20 protein-coding genes are annotated in these 15,650 nt (G+C 67.7%); 13 read left to right on the top strand and 7 right to left on the bottom strand.

What is annotated here, in order from left to right; genetic code table 11:
- Positions 1–6 precede the first annotated feature (6 nt).
- The 3 genes from ACOGXD_RS03960 to ACOGXD_RS03970 form a co-directional block, all read right to left on the bottom strand.
- Positions 7–402: a twitching motility protein PilT gene (locus ACOGXD_RS03960; RefSeq protein WP_419916622.1), complete on the bottom strand. Its 396-nt coding sequence runs from the start codon at positions 400–402 to the stop codon at positions 7–9.
- Complete coding sequence (locus ACOGXD_RS03965; protein ID WP_419916623.1) at positions 399–623, bottom strand: hypothetical protein; 225 nt, start codon at positions 621–623, stop codon at positions 399–401. Before ACOGXD_RS03965 ends, ACOGXD_RS03960 begins: the two co-directional genes overlap by 4 nt.
- Positions 624–748: 125 nt before the next feature.
- Positions 749–1,522 (bottom strand): EthD domain-containing protein, encoded by a 774-nt coding sequence (locus tag ACOGXD_RS03970; protein WP_419916624.1) that lies wholly within the window; start codon positions 1,520–1,522, stop codon positions 749–751.
- A gap of 136 nt (positions 1,523–1,658) precedes the next feature.
- Here ACOGXD_RS03970 and ACOGXD_RS03975 point away from each other — a divergent pair, with 136 nt between their 5' ends.
- On the top strand, positions 1,659–2,834 hold the full coding sequence (locus tag ACOGXD_RS03975) for an amidohydrolase family protein (protein ID WP_419916625.1): 1,176 nt from the start codon (positions 1,659–1,661) through the stop codon (positions 2,832–2,834).
- Positions 2,835–2,883: 49 nt separating this feature from the next.
- Here the strand turns inward: ACOGXD_RS03975 and ACOGXD_RS03980 are convergent, their stop codons facing one another.
- The gene (locus ACOGXD_RS03980; RefSeq protein WP_419916626.1) at positions 2,884–4,119 is read right to left on the bottom strand and encodes an acyl-CoA dehydrogenase family protein; all 1,236 of its coding nucleotides are present in this window, start codon (positions 4,117–4,119) and stop codon (positions 2,884–2,886) included.
- A 114-nt stretch (positions 4,120–4,233) separates the two neighbouring features.
- Between ACOGXD_RS03980 and ACOGXD_RS03985 the strand changes: the two genes are divergently transcribed.
- The 10 genes from ACOGXD_RS03985 (at position 4,234) to ACOGXD_RS04030 (ending at position 12,943) form a co-directional block, all read left to right on the top strand.
- On the top strand, positions 4,234–5,022 hold the full coding sequence (locus tag ACOGXD_RS03985) for a short-chain dehydrogenase/reductase (protein ID WP_419916627.1): 789 nt from the start codon (positions 4,234–4,236) through the stop codon (positions 5,020–5,022).
- 82 nt (positions 5,023–5,104) lie between these two features.
- Positions 5,105–6,532: an amidase gene (locus tag ACOGXD_RS03990; protein ID WP_419916628.1), complete on the top strand. Its 1,428-nt coding sequence runs from the start codon at positions 5,105–5,107 to the stop codon at positions 6,530–6,532.
- Between the two features lie 15 nt (positions 6,533–6,547).
- Complete coding sequence (locus ACOGXD_RS03995) at positions 6,548–7,009, top strand: cupin domain-containing protein (protein WP_419916629.1); 462 nt, start codon at positions 6,548–6,550, stop codon at positions 7,007–7,009.
- Positions 7,002–7,838 (top strand): SDR family NAD(P)-dependent oxidoreductase, encoded by an 837-nt coding sequence (locus ACOGXD_RS04000; protein WP_419916630.1) that lies wholly within the window; start codon positions 7,002–7,004, stop codon positions 7,836–7,838. Before ACOGXD_RS03995 ends, ACOGXD_RS04000 begins: the two co-directional genes overlap by 8 nt.
- A 269-nt stretch (positions 7,839–8,107) precedes the next feature.
- On the top strand, positions 8,108–8,857 hold the full coding sequence (locus ACOGXD_RS04005; RefSeq protein ID WP_419916631.1) for a RidA family protein: 750 nt from the start codon (positions 8,108–8,110) through the stop codon (positions 8,855–8,857).
- Between the two features lie 89 nt (positions 8,858–8,946).
- Positions 8,947–9,588 (top strand): TetR/AcrR family transcriptional regulator, encoded by a 642-nt coding sequence (locus ACOGXD_RS04010; RefSeq protein WP_419916632.1) that lies wholly within the window; start codon positions 8,947–8,949, stop codon positions 9,586–9,588.
- 187 nt (positions 9,589–9,775) lie between these two features.
- Positions 9,776–11,212: an alpha/beta hydrolase family protein gene (locus ACOGXD_RS04015; protein ID WP_419916633.1), complete on the top strand. Its 1,437-nt coding sequence runs from the start codon at positions 9,776–9,778 to the stop codon at positions 11,210–11,212.
- 60 nt (positions 11,213–11,272) lie between these two features.
- Entirely contained in the window at positions 11,273–12,037 is a 765-nt protein-coding gene (locus ACOGXD_RS04020) for an inositol monophosphatase family protein (RefSeq protein ID WP_419916634.1), read from the top strand.
- 90 nt (positions 12,038–12,127) lie between these two features.
- A complete protein-coding gene (locus tag ACOGXD_RS04025; RefSeq protein WP_419916635.1) occupies positions 12,128–12,499 on the top strand; it encodes a DUF2237 family protein in 372 nt (123 codons plus the stop codon).
- A gap of 66 nt (positions 12,500–12,565) precedes the next feature.
- Positions 12,566–12,943 carry a DUF2784 family protein gene (locus tag ACOGXD_RS04030; protein ID WP_419916636.1) on the top strand — a complete coding sequence of 126 codons (378 nt, stop codon included), beginning with the start codon at positions 12,566–12,568 and terminating at the stop codon, positions 12,941–12,943.
- Between the two features lie 36 nt (positions 12,944–12,979).
- On the opposite strand, the gene ACOGXD_RS04035 is transcribed toward ACOGXD_RS04030, so the two are convergent.
- Together ACOGXD_RS04035 and ACOGXD_RS04040 are read right to left on the bottom strand one after the other, a co-directional pair.
- Entirely contained in the window at positions 12,980–13,378 is a 399-nt protein-coding gene (locus tag ACOGXD_RS04035; protein ID WP_419916637.1) for a PIN domain-containing protein, read from the bottom strand.
- Complete coding sequence (locus tag ACOGXD_RS04040; protein WP_419916638.1) at positions 13,375–13,617, bottom strand: type II toxin-antitoxin system Phd/YefM family antitoxin; 243 nt, start codon at positions 13,615–13,617, stop codon at positions 13,375–13,377. Before ACOGXD_RS04040 ends, ACOGXD_RS04035 begins: the two co-directional genes overlap by 4 nt.
- 81 nt (positions 13,618–13,698) lie before the next feature.
- On the opposite strand from ACOGXD_RS04040, the gene ACOGXD_RS04045 reads away from it, so the two are divergent.
- Together ACOGXD_RS04045 and ACOGXD_RS04050 are read left to right on the top strand one after the other, a co-directional pair.
- Entirely contained in the window at positions 13,699–14,286 is a 588-nt protein-coding gene (locus tag ACOGXD_RS04045; protein ID WP_419916639.1) for an AAA family ATPase, read from the top strand.
- Positions 14,287–14,359: 73 nt separating this feature from the next.
- Positions 14,360–15,037: a DUF433 domain-containing protein gene (locus tag ACOGXD_RS04050; protein ID WP_419916640.1), complete on the top strand. Its 678-nt coding sequence runs from the start codon at positions 14,360–14,362 to the stop codon at positions 15,035–15,037.
- 10 nt (positions 15,038–15,047) lie between these two features.
- On the opposite strand, the gene ACOGXD_RS04055 is transcribed toward ACOGXD_RS04050, so the two are convergent.
- Complete coding sequence (locus ACOGXD_RS04055; protein WP_419916641.1) at positions 15,048–15,593, bottom strand: AAA family ATPase; 546 nt, start codon at positions 15,591–15,593, stop codon at positions 15,048–15,050.
- Between the last annotated feature and the right edge of the window lie 57 nt (positions 15,594–15,650).

A 15,650-nucleotide genomic window follows, 5' to 3' on the forward strand; every position in this document is an offset into this window, starting at 1 on the left:
CGACGATCAAACGCGCAGGATGTTCACTTGGGTATTCAGCGCAGCCGTCAGTGCTTCGATGTCATCGGCATCAGACGTAGCGACAACCGTGCGCTCGACAGGTGCGAAATGGGCCGCAGCCACGGCGACTGACGCGTCGACTATGTCGTTGGTGCCGGTTCGGCCGCAGAGACGACCGCTCGCGCGGGCCACTGCGCCGTCGAGGACCACTTCGTGGCAATGCACTAGGGCACGAGCAAGCTGTGCCTGGCCGCGGCCTCCTCGCCACGCCTGAGCGATGACACCCGTCGGCACTGCCACGATGTCGCCAGCGTCTGATGCCGCCCGCAGCCTTGCCCACATGGACCGGTCGCCTCGATCCAGCGCGATCAGCGCGCCAGCATCGAGCACCAAGGCGGTCAATGGCCCAGCTCTGCTCGCGCTCGGGCCAACTCCTCCTCAGTGAACGCGCCGTGCATCGCTTCCCAATCGGCAACGACGTCACGCAGGCCGCGCGTTACGAGCCGACGCCGCGCAGCCTCAGCCAGCCATGCCGACATGTTCTGCTCGTCAGCTTCCGCGGCATCACTCACAGCTGCGGCGAGTCCCGCCTCCAACGAGATCGTCAGGCGTTCAGTGGCCATGCCGAGAATCATACTTCTTCATAACGTCAGCTCGCTACGAAGTCGGCTACCTGGGGCTGTCAGATTCTGACAGTCCCCATGCGGGCGTTCAGCTCAGACGGGCATTTCGGTGCGGGGCGACGAGCTCACCTGCGGTCGACCATCACGTGTTCTTTGGCGAGGAACATCACTGAGCGGCCGAAGTCGATGAAGTTGGCCTCGTCTTCGTAGGCCCGGCGCGAAGCTGCCCGGTTCTCGGGGATCGCGTTGCCCATGGCGCTGCGGTCCATCCAGACCTCGGCGTGGCCCGTGTAGGGCTCCACCTTCGATCCTCGTGAGCGGTTGACCGCCGAGGTGAAGGAGTGCTCGTCGGCGTGCACCTGCTGGTAGCGCAGGATGCCCGACGACTGCGCCTGCCGCCGGATGATCGGCCCGTGGTGGGTGCGCCAGTACCACTGGGCCTCGTCGATGCTCAGCGACGGCAGGTGGCGGAAGCTGAAGTACAGCTTGACCAGGCTCGACCGCTCGGTGGCCACGATGTTCTCCGGCGTCGGATTCACCTGCGGGTACTCGTAGCAGTAGTACGCGGAGGAGTTCTCGATGTCGGCGAAGTTGAGCTCGTCTTCCACCAGCACCCGGTCGAATTCGCGGCCCTCGTCGGTCTGCATGGCGGCGAGCATCGCCGCACGCGATTCCCACCACACCTCGGCAACCCCGTCGTAGGGCTCTTCCATCTCGCCGCGCCGGCCCGGCAGGCGGCTGTGGTCGTCGCTGGTGGTGTGCACCTGCACATAGCGCAGGAACTTCGCCGTGGCCGAATGTGATACCACCAGCGGGCCGTGCACGTTCAGCCAGTAGTCCTGCATCTCGGCCCGGGTCATGCCCTTCTTGCGCCGCAGCAAGAACGTGAGTCGCAGCATGGTCCGCCTCCTTGGGTGCCTGCAGCGAGCTTCGCGCAGATTCGGCTGCAGAGCAGACGGTCAGCCCGGAACTGCTGCAGGGGTGACTGGTAGTTTCGAATCCGGTGCCAGCAGGCACCGAGAGGGGGCGCAGACCATGCCGATCACCGAGTTCTTTCCCGGGATCAAGATCGTCGACTCCGACACCCACTGGACCGAGCCGCACGACCTGTGGACCAGCCTTGCGCCCGCCAAGTACCGCGACCTGGTGCCCCAGATCCGTGAGCACGACGGCAAGCGCAAGTGGGTCGTCAACGGTGACATCCCGATCGCCGGAGACTCCGCGGTGTCGGCGATCCTGCCCGACGGCGAGAAGATGCTCGGGCTGAAGTTCCTCAAGCACGACATCGAGATGGTGCACGCAGCTTCCTACGACTGCGACGCCCGCCTCGAGCTGATGGACGCCATGGGCGTCAGCCACGGCATCGTGTACCCCAACGTGGGCGGTTTCGGGAACCAGAACTTCCTCAAGGTGGAGGACCGGGCGCTGCGCATCGCCTGTGTGGAGATCTACAACGACTGGATGGCCGACCTGCAGGCCCGCTCGGGCGGCCGAATCCTGCCGATGGCGCTGGTGCCGTGGTGGGACATCGACGCCAGCGTGCTCGAGGTGGACCGGGCGCACCGCAACGGCGCCAAGGGCATCGTGATGTGCTCGAACCCGCACGATTCGGGCATGCCCAACTTCGCCCAGCCCGACTGGCGGCCGTTCTGGGAGATCTGCGAGGCGCTGGAGATGCCGGTCAACTTCCACATCGGCGCGTCGGAGGGCGACATCGACTGGTCGGGCAAGGTGCCCTATGACACGTGGTCGGGCGATGTGAAGATCTCGCTCGGCGGGGCGGCGATCTTCCTGGGCCAGCTTCGCTGGATGGTGAACCTGCTGGTGAGCGATGTGCCCGAGCGCTACCCGAACCTCAACTTCGTGTCGGTGGAGAGCGGCATCGGCTGGATCCCGTTCCTGCTCGACGCGCTCGACTACCAGTGCGGCGAGACAGCGCCCGAGCACCTGGCGCACCTGTCGATGAAGCCGTCGGAGTACTTCCGGCGGCAGTTCTTCGGCTGCTTCTGGTTCGAGTCCCAGACGCTGGCGCCGGCCATCGACCACATCGGGGCCACCCAGATCATGTTCGAGACCGACATCCCGCACCCGACGTGCCTGTACCCCCGCAGCGTCGAGCGGGTGCGTGACGCGATCGGCAACCTCGACGCCGCAGTGCAGAAGCGGATCCTGCAGGACAACGCCGCAGAGCTCTACAAGATCGACGTGTAGCTGCGGCGCCGAGCCGTCAGCGAGGCGGGCGTGCAACCCGTGCCCGGCCTCAGTTGCGGCGGGCGTCCTTGTAGGGGATGTCCTTGGCGTCGTCAGGCTCTTTGGGCAGGCCCAGCACCCGCTCGCCGATGATGTTGCGCTGGATCTCGTCGGTGCCGCCGGCGATCGACATGGCCGGGGTGGACATCAGGATCTCCGACACGATGCCGTCGGCATTGGAGCCGGGGCCGACGAGCATTCCCATCGAGCCGGCGATCATCGTGTGGGCGGTGTGGCAGGCCCGGGCGGTCACCGACATGTTCAGCTTGGTGAGCGAGCCTTCGGGGCCGGGCGGCTTGCCGGCGGCGCGTGCGGCTCGGGCACGCTGGGTGGTCCACGACGAGATGCGGCGCAGCGTCTCCACCCGGGCGATCTGCTGGCGGATCACCGGGTCGCTGACCTGGCCGGTGCGCTGCGCTTCGGGCACGACGAGGTTGGCTCGACCGGCGCGCTGCGGGTACCACTTGTAGGTGGCGAAGTACTCGTCGCTCTCCTGCTTGGCTCGCTCGACCGTCGGACCGCCGTCGGCCGGGTAGCGGGGGCGACGTGTGGCCACCGCCGCCCGTTCGTGGGTGAGCGTGGTGAGGCCGATGCGCCAGCCGTCGCCCGGGTTGCCGACCAGCTCGTTGCCGGGCACCCGGGCATCTTCGAAGAACACCTCGTTGAAGGTGGCGTGGCCGTTCATCTGGCGCAGCGGACGCACCTCCACGCCGGGCTGGTCCATCGGGATGAGGAAGTACGAGATGCCCTGGTGCTTGGGCACGTCCCAGTTGGTGCGCGCCATCAGGATGCCGAAGCGGGCCTTGTGGGCACCCGAGTTCCAGACTTTCTGGCCGTTGACGATCCACTCGTCGCCGTCACGGTCGGCCCGGGTCACCAGCCCCGCCAGGTCGGAGCCGTTGGTGGGCTCGGAGAACAGCTGGCACCACTTGTGCTCGCCGGTCAGGATCGGCCGCAGGTGCCGCTGCTTCTGGTCGTCGTCGGCGTGGGTGAGCAGCGTCGGCGCCACGAGATACATGCTGACGCCCGCCGCCACGCCCACCGCTCCGACAGCGTCGAATTCGCGGGCCACCACTGCATCCATCGACGGCGGCAGGCCCCGCCCGTGCCACTCCGTGGGCCACGACGGCGTGCCCCAGCCGGTGTCGGCCAGCAGGTTGCGCCACTCGATCAGCGGCCGCTCGCGGTGCCAGTGCTCGTCCAGCCACGTCCGGGCTTCGTCGCGAACCTCGTCAACGCTCGCCATGCGCGCAGCGTAGAACCACCGCGCAGCCGCCGCCCAAACGCCACCACCGCCCAACCCAGCAGCCGCCGCTCGCCAACGCAGCATCCGTCGAAGGCCCGGGGTTACGTTGAGCCGATGGATTTGGGGCTGACGGGCAGGCGTGCCGTGATCACGGGCGCATCGAAGGGCATCGGGCTGGGGTGCGCACTGGCGCTGGCCCGCGAAGGCTGCGATGTGGCATTGGCCGCCCGGTCGGCGGACGTGCTGGCGCGAGCGGCCGAGGAGATACGGGAGGCGGCGCCCGGGGCAGCCGTCACGACTCACGTCGTCGATCTGTCGACGGCCGCCGGCCGCCGGACATTGCTTGCCGAGACCGGCTGCGACGGCGGCGGGGCCGGCCTGGCCGACATCTGGGTGAACAACGCCGGGGCGATACCTGCGGGCGACATCGTGACGGTGGACGACGAGACGTGGCGCGACGCCTGGGACCTGAAGGTTTTCGGCTACATCGACCTGTGCCGGGCCGTGCTGCCGCTGATGACGGCCCGGGGCAGCGGGGTGATCGTCAACGTGATTGGCGTGGCGTCGCTGCGGCCGCAGCCGTCCTACATCGCCGGCGGGGTGGGCAACAGCGGTTTGGTTGCCATGACCGCTGCGCTCGGCAGCCGCAGCCTGCGAGACGGCGTGCGTGTGGTTGCCGTCAACCCCGGCCTGATCATCACCGACCGGATGGGCGACATGCTCCGCCGCCAAGCGATCGACGAGCTCGGCGACGAGTCGCGCTGGGAGGAACTGATCCCCGCCGACCCGGCGCCGGGCACGGTGGAGCAGGTAGCCGACGTCGTGGCCTTCCTCGCATCAGACCGGGCGAGCCACGTCAGCGGAACCTCAATCACCATCGACGGCGGCGCATCATCCCGCTGAGACAGCCGCTGTGCGGGGTGGGTTCGGCGTGGTCGCTAGTGTCCCGCGGCGAGGGAACTGAGGAGCGCAGCGGGAGGCAGCTATGGACGTGCCCGACTTTCGGACGGTGACCGTGGAGGCGCTGGCGGCGCAAGTGCGCGAGCGCACGCTGAGCGCTGCAGCCGTCACCGAGCACGCGCTGGAGCGCATCGAGGTGCTGAATCCGCAGCTCAATGCGTTTGTGGCGCTCGATGCCGAGGACGCTCGCTCGCAGGCCGCTGCCATCGACGAGCGGCTCGATGCGGGCGAGGACGTGGGGCCGCTGGCGGGCATTCCCATCGGCGTCAAGGATCTGGCCGACGCGGCGGGGTTTGTCACCACCCGCGGCGCGATGCACTTGCGTGACACGCCCCCGGTGGCTGCGGATTCCACCGAGGTTGCCCGCATGCGGGCCGCCGGCGCCGTGGTCTTGGGCAAGACCAACACGCCCGAATTCGGCTGCATGGGCGACACCTACAACAACGTCTTCGGCGCAACTTGGAATCCGTGGAACACCGGCCGCTCCCCCGGCGGGTCATCTGGCGGCACCAGTGCCGCGATCGCTTCGGGCATGGTGCCGGTGGGCACCGGCTCCGACGGGGGCGGCTCCATCCGTATCCCCTCTGCCATGTGCGGGCTGTCGGGTCTCAAGCCGAGTCATGGTCGTGTACCCAGCGGTCCGCCGCCGCTGGGGCTGCTGGACCTGTCGTGCGTGGGGCCGATGGCCCGTCGCATCCGCGATGTCGCTTACTGCCTCGATGCCGTGGTGGGGCCGCACCCGTCCGATCTGCGCAGCCTGCCGGCACCGACCGAGTCGTGGCGCACTGCGCTGGATGACCCCCCACTGCCGGCGAGAGTGCTGTGGGCGCCCTCGTTCGACGGCGGCCCGGCGGATTCGGAGATCGTTGCGTCGTGCGCTGCCGCTGTTGAACGCCTTGCTGCCGAGGGAACCGAGGTCGTCGGGGCGGGAACCCTGTTCGACCCGGCCGACTCGGTCTCACAAGCGTTTGTGCCGATGTTTCTGGCAGGGTCGATCGGGCCGGCGTTCCGGCCACTTCTGGGCACGCCCGCATGGGACGACGTCACCGACTGGCTGGCCGTGGCGCTGGAGGAGTCCTTCGAGAGCGTCACCGTCGACACCTTGGCGAGGGCGCGACAGCAGTGCGGCGAGCTGTCGATGCACCTCGGCGAGACGATGTCGGGGTTCGATGCGCTGCTCATGCCGACGATGGCAGGTCAGACGCCTGTCGTGGGCGGGAACGGCACCATCGACGGCGTCGAGATTGAGAACTGGGTGCGCTTCACGCCGCTGGCCAATCTGACCCGGCGGCCGGCGGGAACGGTGTGCAGCGGATTCACCAGCGACGGCATGCCGATCGGGCTGAGCGTGCTGGGCCACCAGACCGACGACGTGGGTGTGCTGCAGACCGTGGCGGTGCTGGAAGACCTGCTCGGGCTGGATCCCATCGCACCAGACATCGACGCCGGCTGACGCCGGGTTGCACCGGTGCACGCCCACGAAGTGATCGAGCTGCTGGGGCTCGAACCGCTGGCGGGCGAGGGCGGCCAGTGGGCGCAGACCTGGCGGGACGGGCATTCGTCCGCGATCTACTTCCTGCTGCGGCCCGGCGACTTCTCGGCGCTGCACCGGCTGGGGGGCGTCGAGCTGTGGCACCACTACTCCGGCGCTGCAGTCGAGATGCTGTTGCTCGAACCGGACGGCACCTTGCTGCGGCCGCTGCTCGGGGCCGACTTGGCGGCCGGCGAGCGGCCGGTGGTGGTCGTTGGGGCCGGCACGTGGATGGCCGCCGGCACGACCGGCGATTGGTCGCTGGTGGGCACCACCATGGCGCCCCCTTTCGATGAAGCGAGCTTCGAGCTCGGCGAGCGGGCGGCACTGGTCGCCGAATTTCCCGAGGCCGCGGATGACATCGAGCGCTTCACCCGCAAGGATGCCGCTGATGGCTGAGCAGGACGAGTCGCCGCCTGCGGATCAGAAGTCGCCACAGGACGAGTCGTCGGCGGGAGACCATCTGCCGGCGCCGGACGAGCTGATCCGGTTGGACGGCCGGGTCATCGTGGTGACCGGTGCAGGCGGCGGCATCGGCACCGGCATCGCCCGCCGGCTCCTCGCTGCGGGTGCGAGCGTGGTGGCGCACACCCGCTCGTCGCCGGTCGATCACCTGGCCGGTCTCGACGGAACGCCAGTCGCCTCAGTACAAGCCGACCTGGCTGCGCCCGACAGCCCGCAGCATGTGATCGACGCCGCGCTCGAGCACCACGGCCGCTTGGACGGGCTCGTCAACAACGCAGGCATCCAACCGCTCGTGCACTTCGCCGAGATGAGCGACGCCGAGTGGGCCGAGATGATCGATGTCAACCTGACGGCGGTGCACCGGCTGACCCACGCCGCTGCAGGCGCGATGCGCGCACAGGGCGCAGGCGGGTCGATCGTCCATATCGCCTCGATCGAAGGGCACCAGCCCACCGACCTGCACGGTCACTACGCAACGGCCAAGGCCGGCCTGCTGATGCACGCCCGGGCAGCCGCCGGCGCGTACGGCCCCGACGGCATCCGCGTCAACAGCATCTCGCCGGGCCTGATCGACCGGCCCGGCCTCGCCGACGACTGGCCCGAAGGCGTGGCTCGCTGGCATGCAGCGGCGCCGCTGGGCCGGCTGGGCACCGCCGCAGACGTCGGTGACGCGTGCGTGTTCCTGTGCTCGGACCTCGCGAGATGGATCACCGGCGTGGATCTGGTGGTCGACGGCGGCGTGCTCACCCGGCCCACGTGGTGAGCCCGCGCTCTTGGTTGTCACACCCCCTTGGTGCACTGAGGGAAACACCACGTGCACCTCACGGGCACGCTTCACAGAAGCGGAGAAACCACCATGGACACCTCGACTCAGTCTGGGGCCCGGGCCGGCGACTGGCTGCTCGCCATCGCCGTTGCGCTGGCCGGCTGCCTGCTGGTCCTGAGCTGGACAATGGCCAGCGGCTAGCCGAGCCCGCCCGGTCACCGGGAGCGTTCTGCTAAGTAGGGGCCATCCTCTTCAAGGAGACACGAATGCTCATCGACAATCCCCGAGGCGGCTACCACTTCCTCACCGGCATCTCGCCGTTCTCCAGCGGCGTGGTGGCATCGGACGGCCACGAGGTTGTTCACGCCACGCTCGACGCCCACGTCCCGTGGCGCCAGGGGTTCGAGCTGATCGACGCCCACCTGTCCGCTACCGGGCGCGGGCGCCCGGCCCTGTGCGCGATCGAGCTGCGCTGCCCCGAGCCGTATTCGATGCCCGGCTTCATCGAGTTCAACGCGGGCTACGTCGAGCTCATCCGGTCGTGGGACCTGTACGTCGGCGATCACAACCCGCTGGCCCGCACCAACGTGGCCCCCGCGCACGGCCCGCCTTCCGAGCCGGTGCTGCACGCCTTCTCCTACACCGTCGAGGCCGAGGCCGGCGCGCCCACCACCTTCGTCGTGTCGGGTGCGGGGGAGATCCCCGAAGCGACGCTCGACGACAACGAGATCGTCCGCAAGGGCGAGACCGACCCCGAGGCCATGCGAGAGAAGGCCGGCCATGTCGTGGCGACGATGGGGTCGCGCCTTGCGGCTCTGGGCGCCGGCTGGGGCCAGGTCACCACCACCGATGTGTACACGGTGTTCATGCATGAAGGCCTGCTGGAGAGCGCGGTCATCGGGCAGATGGGCGCAGCCACCCGCCACGGCCTGCGCTGGTACCGGTCGCGCCCGCCCGTCATCGATCTCGACTTCGAGATGGACGTCCGCGGGATCCGGCACGAGATCACGGTGTGAAGGAAACCTCACGACGGCCGGGGCTCTAAAGAGAGATCTTCTCGAGGTCGCATCGACCGGCCGATAATGACGACTACGCTCGGCATGCAGTGACAGCTGCACAGGACCCCGGGCCTCCTCTCCAGCAGGAGACCGACCAACCCAAGCGGAAGTCCGAACGGGCCACCGAGCAGCTTCTGAATGCGGCTATAGCTGTATTCGGCGAGCGCGGCTTCGAAGCCGCCACAGTCTCGGAGGTCGCCCGCAGATGCGGCATGACGTCTGGCGCCGTCTATGCGCGCTGGCCCAATAAGCGCGAGCTGTTCCTGGCCGTGGTCGAATACACGTCGGCCCAGCGGATGCTGCTGTTGATCAAGCAGGCTGAGGCGGCGGCCGACGACAAGCTCGGAATGCTCGGTGCAAACCTGCTCACCGAGACACGAGACGACACGCGCAACCTGTGGATCGAAGCGTGCGTCAGCGCCAGCCGCGACCCGTCGGTGCACCCCACGGTTTCGGGGTGCATGGAGCTCGAAGCGGGCGATCTCACCGAGATCGTGGAGGACGGCAAGGCATCGGGCGTCATCGACCCGGCGCTGAGCACCGACGCCATCGTGTTCCTCTGCCAGTCGCTCGGCCTCGGCACCTACCTGGCGCTGCGGGTTCAGTCCCCCGAGCGACCCCAGCTGTCCGGCGACGACTGGTCAGCAGTGGTCGAACGGCTCATCACCGCAGTCGCACCCCGCTCCTAGCGACCGAGCTCATCTGTAAGCAGGCAGACTGCGTCCTGTGAGCGGGCGGTTCGCATCACTAACTTCCTGTCTGCTCGCACTGATGTTGTCAGCGGCTCTCGCCGCGTGCGGCAGCCCTGAAGTCGAGCCGACTGCCACCTCCGCACCCAGCGCTACGACGACCAGTCCTCCTGCCCCGACTGAGACTTTGGCCACAGAAGCTGCGGCCACAGATCCCGCGCCGCCCACGACGTCACCGGCAGTTGCAACGACTACCGAGCAGCCTGAGCCCACGGCGGAGCCAGCGCTCGATGTCGGAATCGTTTCCCAACTGGAAGGCCGCTGGGAGGGCGTCACCCGCATCGTGGCCCTCGGCGAACTGCCCATTGCCGTCACGTTCGAGCTGTCCGGCGACGAACTGCTCGCAGCGATGGACATCCAAGGCGGGATCGGACTCGAACTGGTCAACGTCGCGCTCGAAGGCAGTCGCATCCATTTCGAACTGGAGTCGCCCTTCGGCCAGGCCATCTGGGACGGGGAAGTGCGCGATGGGCTGATCGACGGTGAATTCACCCAGGCGGGCGCGGAGGGAATCTTCCGCCTAGAGCGAGCCGACCTCCCCGAGCCGTCGCGGTTTCGTAGCGATGACGTGACGTTCACGAACGGCGACATCGTCCTAGCCGGCGAAGTCGCCCTGCCCGACGGTGACGGGCCGCACCCGGCGGTGGTCCTCATCAGCGGCAGCGGTGACCAACTTCGGGACTCGGAGGTAGCCGGATTCAGAGTCTTTGCAGTGCTCGCAGAAGAGTTGGCCCAAGCCGGCATTGCCTCGCTGCGCTACGACGACCGGGGCGTCGGCGCATCGTCCGGCGACGGTCTGCTAGCCACCATCGAGGACCGCGCCGCAGACGTCGAAGCGGCTGTCGAGCTGCTCAGCTCCCGAGCCGACATCGACACCGAGCGCATCGGCCTTATCGGCCACAGCGAGGGCGGCATGGTTGCTCCCTTGGCCGCCAACCAGTCTGACGACGTCGCGTTCGTCGCGCTGTTGGCCACTCCGGCCGTGCCAGGAACCGAGTTGCTAGAGACACAGCTGGAATTGCTGGAGCTGTCCGGGACGCCGCCAGATCAGATAGAGCAATATCAGACGATTCAGCGATTGGTCTTCGACGCGATTGCGGAAGGTCAAGGCTGGGAAGACGTGGAGCAAGCGATTCGTGCGCTCGCTCACCGACAGGTACACGAGCTGCCCGAACAGAGTCGCCAGGCCCTGGGAGACCTCGACGAGTACGTGGAAGTCATCGTCAGCCAAGACATGAAGACTTGGCAGAGTCCGTGGTTCGTGTCGACCGTCGAGCACGATTCCGCAGCAGCCATCGCCGCCTTGAGCGTGCCCGTGATGGCTCTGTATGGCGAGTTGGACACCCAAGTGCGCGCTGGCCCTAACGCGAGCGCCGTGTCCGAGGCGATCGCTGCATCGAACGTGCCGGGCTATGCGATCGGGACGGTCCTCGGGGCCAACCACCTGTTCCAAGCGGCCACGACGGGCAGCCCCGACGAGTACGACCTCCTGAGGCCAGAGTTTGTGCCTGATTTCCTGGACCTGCTGCTGCCGTGGCTGGCTGAACAGGTCGACGCCTCCTAGCGCCCGGTCGTACAGCCTGACCGCGCCGCGGTCGGGTGGACGTGGCAAGGTGAGCGGCGCATGACGCCTGTTGAGCTTGAGGCCATCGCTGTTGATGTCGCTGAGGCGGCGGCTGAGTTCCTGCGGGAAGTGGCGGGCACCGGCGAGGCCTTGCGCACGAAGTCGTCCCCGACGGACGTGGTGACGGCGCTGGACATCCAGTCCGAGGAACTCATCCGTGGCGAACTGCTGCGTCGCTGCCCCGGCTCCTCGATCGTGGGCGAGGAATTGGATGACGAGGTGGGGCACAGCGGCGTCGGATGGATCGTGGACCCCATCGACGGCACCGTCAACTTCCTGTACGACCTGCCGGTGTTCGCCGTGAGCATCGCTGCCACCCGCGACGGCACGGTCGTGGCGGGTGCCGTTGCCGACGTGCTGCGCGGCGAGGTCTTCTCCGCGGCTCGCGGCTCAGGCGCTCGCTTGGACGGCTCGCCCATCGCCGCCGCCGCGTCGCACGGCCTGGCGCAGGCGCTGGTGGCAACCGGCTTCTCGTACCACGCCGAACGGCGTCGCCATCAGGCGGCGGCGCTGTCGCGTGTGCTTCCCGCCGCCCGTGATGTCCGAGCCTTCGGCTCCGCGGCGCTGCATCTGTGCTGGGTTGCCAACGGTCGCTGCGATGCCTTCTTCGAGCACGATCTCCGCATCTACGACTGGGCCGCCGGCGCGCTGATCGCCGAAGAAGCCGGAGCCCAGGTCGAGCTCCCGGACGAGCTCAACGACGACCTCGTATTCGCCGCCAGCCCGCCTCTCTTCGCCCCACTGCGAGCGCTGATCGTCGGCTGAGCGGCGGATGACGGTCGTACTGCGTCGTCTGTCGGCCACGCAGTCGCGGCCTGAAGCCCGGGTGTGGCGGTGACCTGAGAGACTGGCGGCGTGGCCCGCAACGTTGTCGGAGGCGAACTGCAGCCGTGCTCGTATGACCCGCTGACGGGCTGGTTTCGGGACGGCTGCTGCAACACCGACTCGGGCGACTTCGGTGTGCACACGGTGTGCGCGGTGATGACGGCGGAGTTTCTGGAGTTCTCCAAGGCGGCCGGCAACGACCTGTCCACTCCGCAGCCGACGGTCGGCTTCGACGGCTTGGTTCCCGGCGACCGCTGGTGCCTGTGCGCATCCCGCTGGACCGAAGCGTTCGAGGCGGGCAGCGCTCCCCCGGTCGTCCTCGAAGCGACCCACGCCCGCACCCTCGAGTGGGCCTCGTTAAGCCAGCTCGAAGCACACCGCCACTCCGGCGACCCCACCTGACCCGACGGCGGCAGCGTCATGCAGTCTCGGGCCTGCGGGATCTCGCGGCTGGCGTAGCGTGGCGGTGTGGTCGCATGGTTGCTGGCGGCCGCTGTGGCGCTTGCCCACGGGCTGCTGGCCGTCTTCATCGTGGTCGGCGCACCGCTGGCTGCACGCAGCCCCCGGCTGATGCGCTGGTACCTGGCTGCGCTGGCGCCGATCGCCGCGATCAACCTGCCCGGGTTGCCGTGCCCGCTGACCGTCTGGGAGAAGGATCTTTGGCGTCTCGCCGGCCAGACGCCGTATAGGGGCGGCTTCATCTCGCAGTACTTCGTTGAGCCGTTCTATTCCCCCGGTTTGGACGCTCGCGGTGAGACGGTTCTGCTGATGGCAGTGACGGTCTGGTGCGGAGCGTGGCTGCTGTACGCCGCCGCATCTCGCCTGCGCCTGCGCGCCGCACGCTGAGCAGGGCACGGCTTCGCCAGAATCTGAACCCGCCGCTCAGCGGTATGTGGCGATAGAGACGCCGGGGAGCCCGTCGAAACCGGTCGGATCGGCGGTGATGACCGTGCGGTTCGTGGCCCGTGCCGTGGCCGCAATGATCAGATCGTGAGCACCGCGTGGCCGGCCCGCCCGATGGGTCTCGGCCAGCAGCTCGGCATGCGCCGCTGCAACGTCGGTGCCGTACGGCAGAACCGGGATGGCGTCGACCACGGCGTCGGCGAATGCCTGGCGGCGGGCGCGATGCCGCTGCGTGGCGAGAAGGACGCCGACAAGCAGTTCGGCAACGGTGACGGCAGCGATAGCTACGGAGTCGTCGTCACCAATGAGCCGGTCGAGCTGTTCTTGGTCGCGTTCGGCGTCGATGAGGACGGTCGTGTCGAGCAGCAGTGCTGTCATGTTCGAGTGTCGAGTTCAAGCAGTCGGCGCGTTTCGGCGAGCTGGCTGGCCCATTCTGTATCGGGGCTCGTCTCGGCAAGAAGTTGTTTTGCCCTGCGGCCTTCTCCGCTCGCCAGGGGCTCGATGCGAGCGATCGCCCTGCCGCGCCGCACGACCGTGAACCGCTCCCCACGGTGCTCAACTGCGTCAAGCACATCTGCAAACTCCCGTGCAGCCTCAGTAGCGCTGATCTCTGCCACAAAATCAGATTATCTGATATCACTGGCCACATCGACTAGGAGCACCTGAGGGCTGGCGGCCTCGCTCCTACGCTTGCCGAGGTGTCTGTTCTGAGGTGGTCCGATCCGCAGCCGGCGACGCCGAAACGGGTCTTGGTGGCAGGTGCGGTCGCTGCCGGCAAGTCGACGCTTGCCCGGCTGCTCGCTGCCCATTGGGAACTGCCGTACGCGGAGCTCGACGCTCTGTATCACGGTCCGCAATGGCAACCAAGACCGACGTTTCTCGACGATGTCGTCGCGCTGGCCGCTCAAGATGAGTGGGTCAGCGAGTGGCAGTACACGGTCGCTCGCCCGCTGCTGGCCGAGCGTGCCGATTTGCTCGCGTTTCTGGATCTGCCGAGATGGCTGGCGACCGCCCGTGTCATGAGGCGGACGCTGTGGCGTGTCGTTCGTCGAACCGAGCTATGGAGCGGGCTTCGCGAACCACCCCTTCGGACGATCGTGAGCGATCCTGACCACATCATCCGCTGGGCGATACGAACCCACCACGAGCACGCGCCACGCGTCCAAGCATTGGCCGAGCAGCGCCCTGATCTCCCGATCATCTGGCTGTCCTCTCGGCGTGAGGTCCAAGCCTGGACCAGGTCACTGGCAGCAACGCCACCGGGCACCCTCGACGGGGAGGCCTGACAGCGCAATTGACTCGGCTCGGATGCAGAGTTCGTGGCATTGTGAGGATGAGGACGCGTCCCGGGAGGATCTCATGGGTCAGGTCACGTCGCTGCTTCACCGCGAGGTGTACGTGATGAGCCAGGTGGACCGCTTGCTCGACTTGGGCATCGGCACAGCGCGGCGTTGGATCGACGGCTACGAGCGTCGCGGTCGCCAGTACGAGCCGCTGGTGCGTGCAGAAACCACGGGTTCCGATGCGGTCACGTGGGGCGAGTTCGTCGAGACTCGGCTGATCGCCGAGTACCGAAGCCGCGGCGTCGCGGTCGTGCGAATGCGGCCGGCGATCATGGCGTTGCGCAGAGAATTCGAGACCGACTATCCGCTGGCAACCTCTCGCCCTTTTCTCAGCGAAGACGGCCGGGATCTCGTCCTGCGCGTTCAAGACGAGACGGTGCTGAGCCCGTCGCTGCGGTTCGTAGTACGCACCAACCAGAACGTCATGCTCTCGATGGAAGTTCAGCGCTTTCAGCAGGACGCCGAGTACGAGGAAACAGATGAGGTGCGCCGCTTCCGCCTGTTCGGCACGCCGAACGTGGTACTGGACCCCGAATACGGCTTCGGCGAGCCCACTGTCCGAGGCCGGCGACTGCGGGTCTCCGCGATTGCCGAGGCGATCGCCGCTGGCGAAGCACGTGACGACATCAAGGCGACGTGGGACATCAGCGACGACGTTGTCGACGACGCCCTGAGATGCTCACGGATCGCATGAAGCCGATCGACTAGCGGATCAGGCCTTGGTCGGTGCGTACTGCATCGAGGATGACCGCGGCGGTTGCTGCTTCGTCCCACGACGATGTGTCGATGTCGAGCCCGATGCCGAGGCACTCCTGCTCCATGCGGTCGTACAGCCACAGGTACTGCTCCGCAACGCTCTTGTCGGAGCGCTGCTGGTCCCGTGCGAGGACGGTCTCACGCGAGGGGGCCAGCAGCACGTAATGCAATGGCGCGCCCTGCAGCTCCGCCAGATACCCGTCCAATCGGCCCCTGGTCACTACGACATCGTCGACGATCACTGTGAAGCCGTCGGCGAATAGCTGGTTGGCAACCTCGGCCACCATCCGAGTCACCAACTCAAGCTGGCGGTCGGCCTCATCGTTCGGCGAGCCGCCCGGGTCCACCCTGCCTTCGCGGATGCAATCACGCAGCGCATCGGCTTCGACGTGCGCACTGCGGGGAAGCATCGAAGCAAGGGCACCGGCAACCGAAGTCTTGCCAGCGCCCGGGACCCCGGTGAGCAGGATGATGCGCGGCCGCTCGATGTCCATCCCGAAGAGTCTGGGCCGCCTGAACCGCGGTCAGACATCGGCGCGCGAGGTGCAGGC

The organism is Candidatus Poriferisodalis sp., assembly GCF_965204125.1.
GTDB lineage: Bacteria > Actinomycetota > Acidimicrobiia > Acidimicrobiales > Poriferisodalaceae > Poriferisodalis.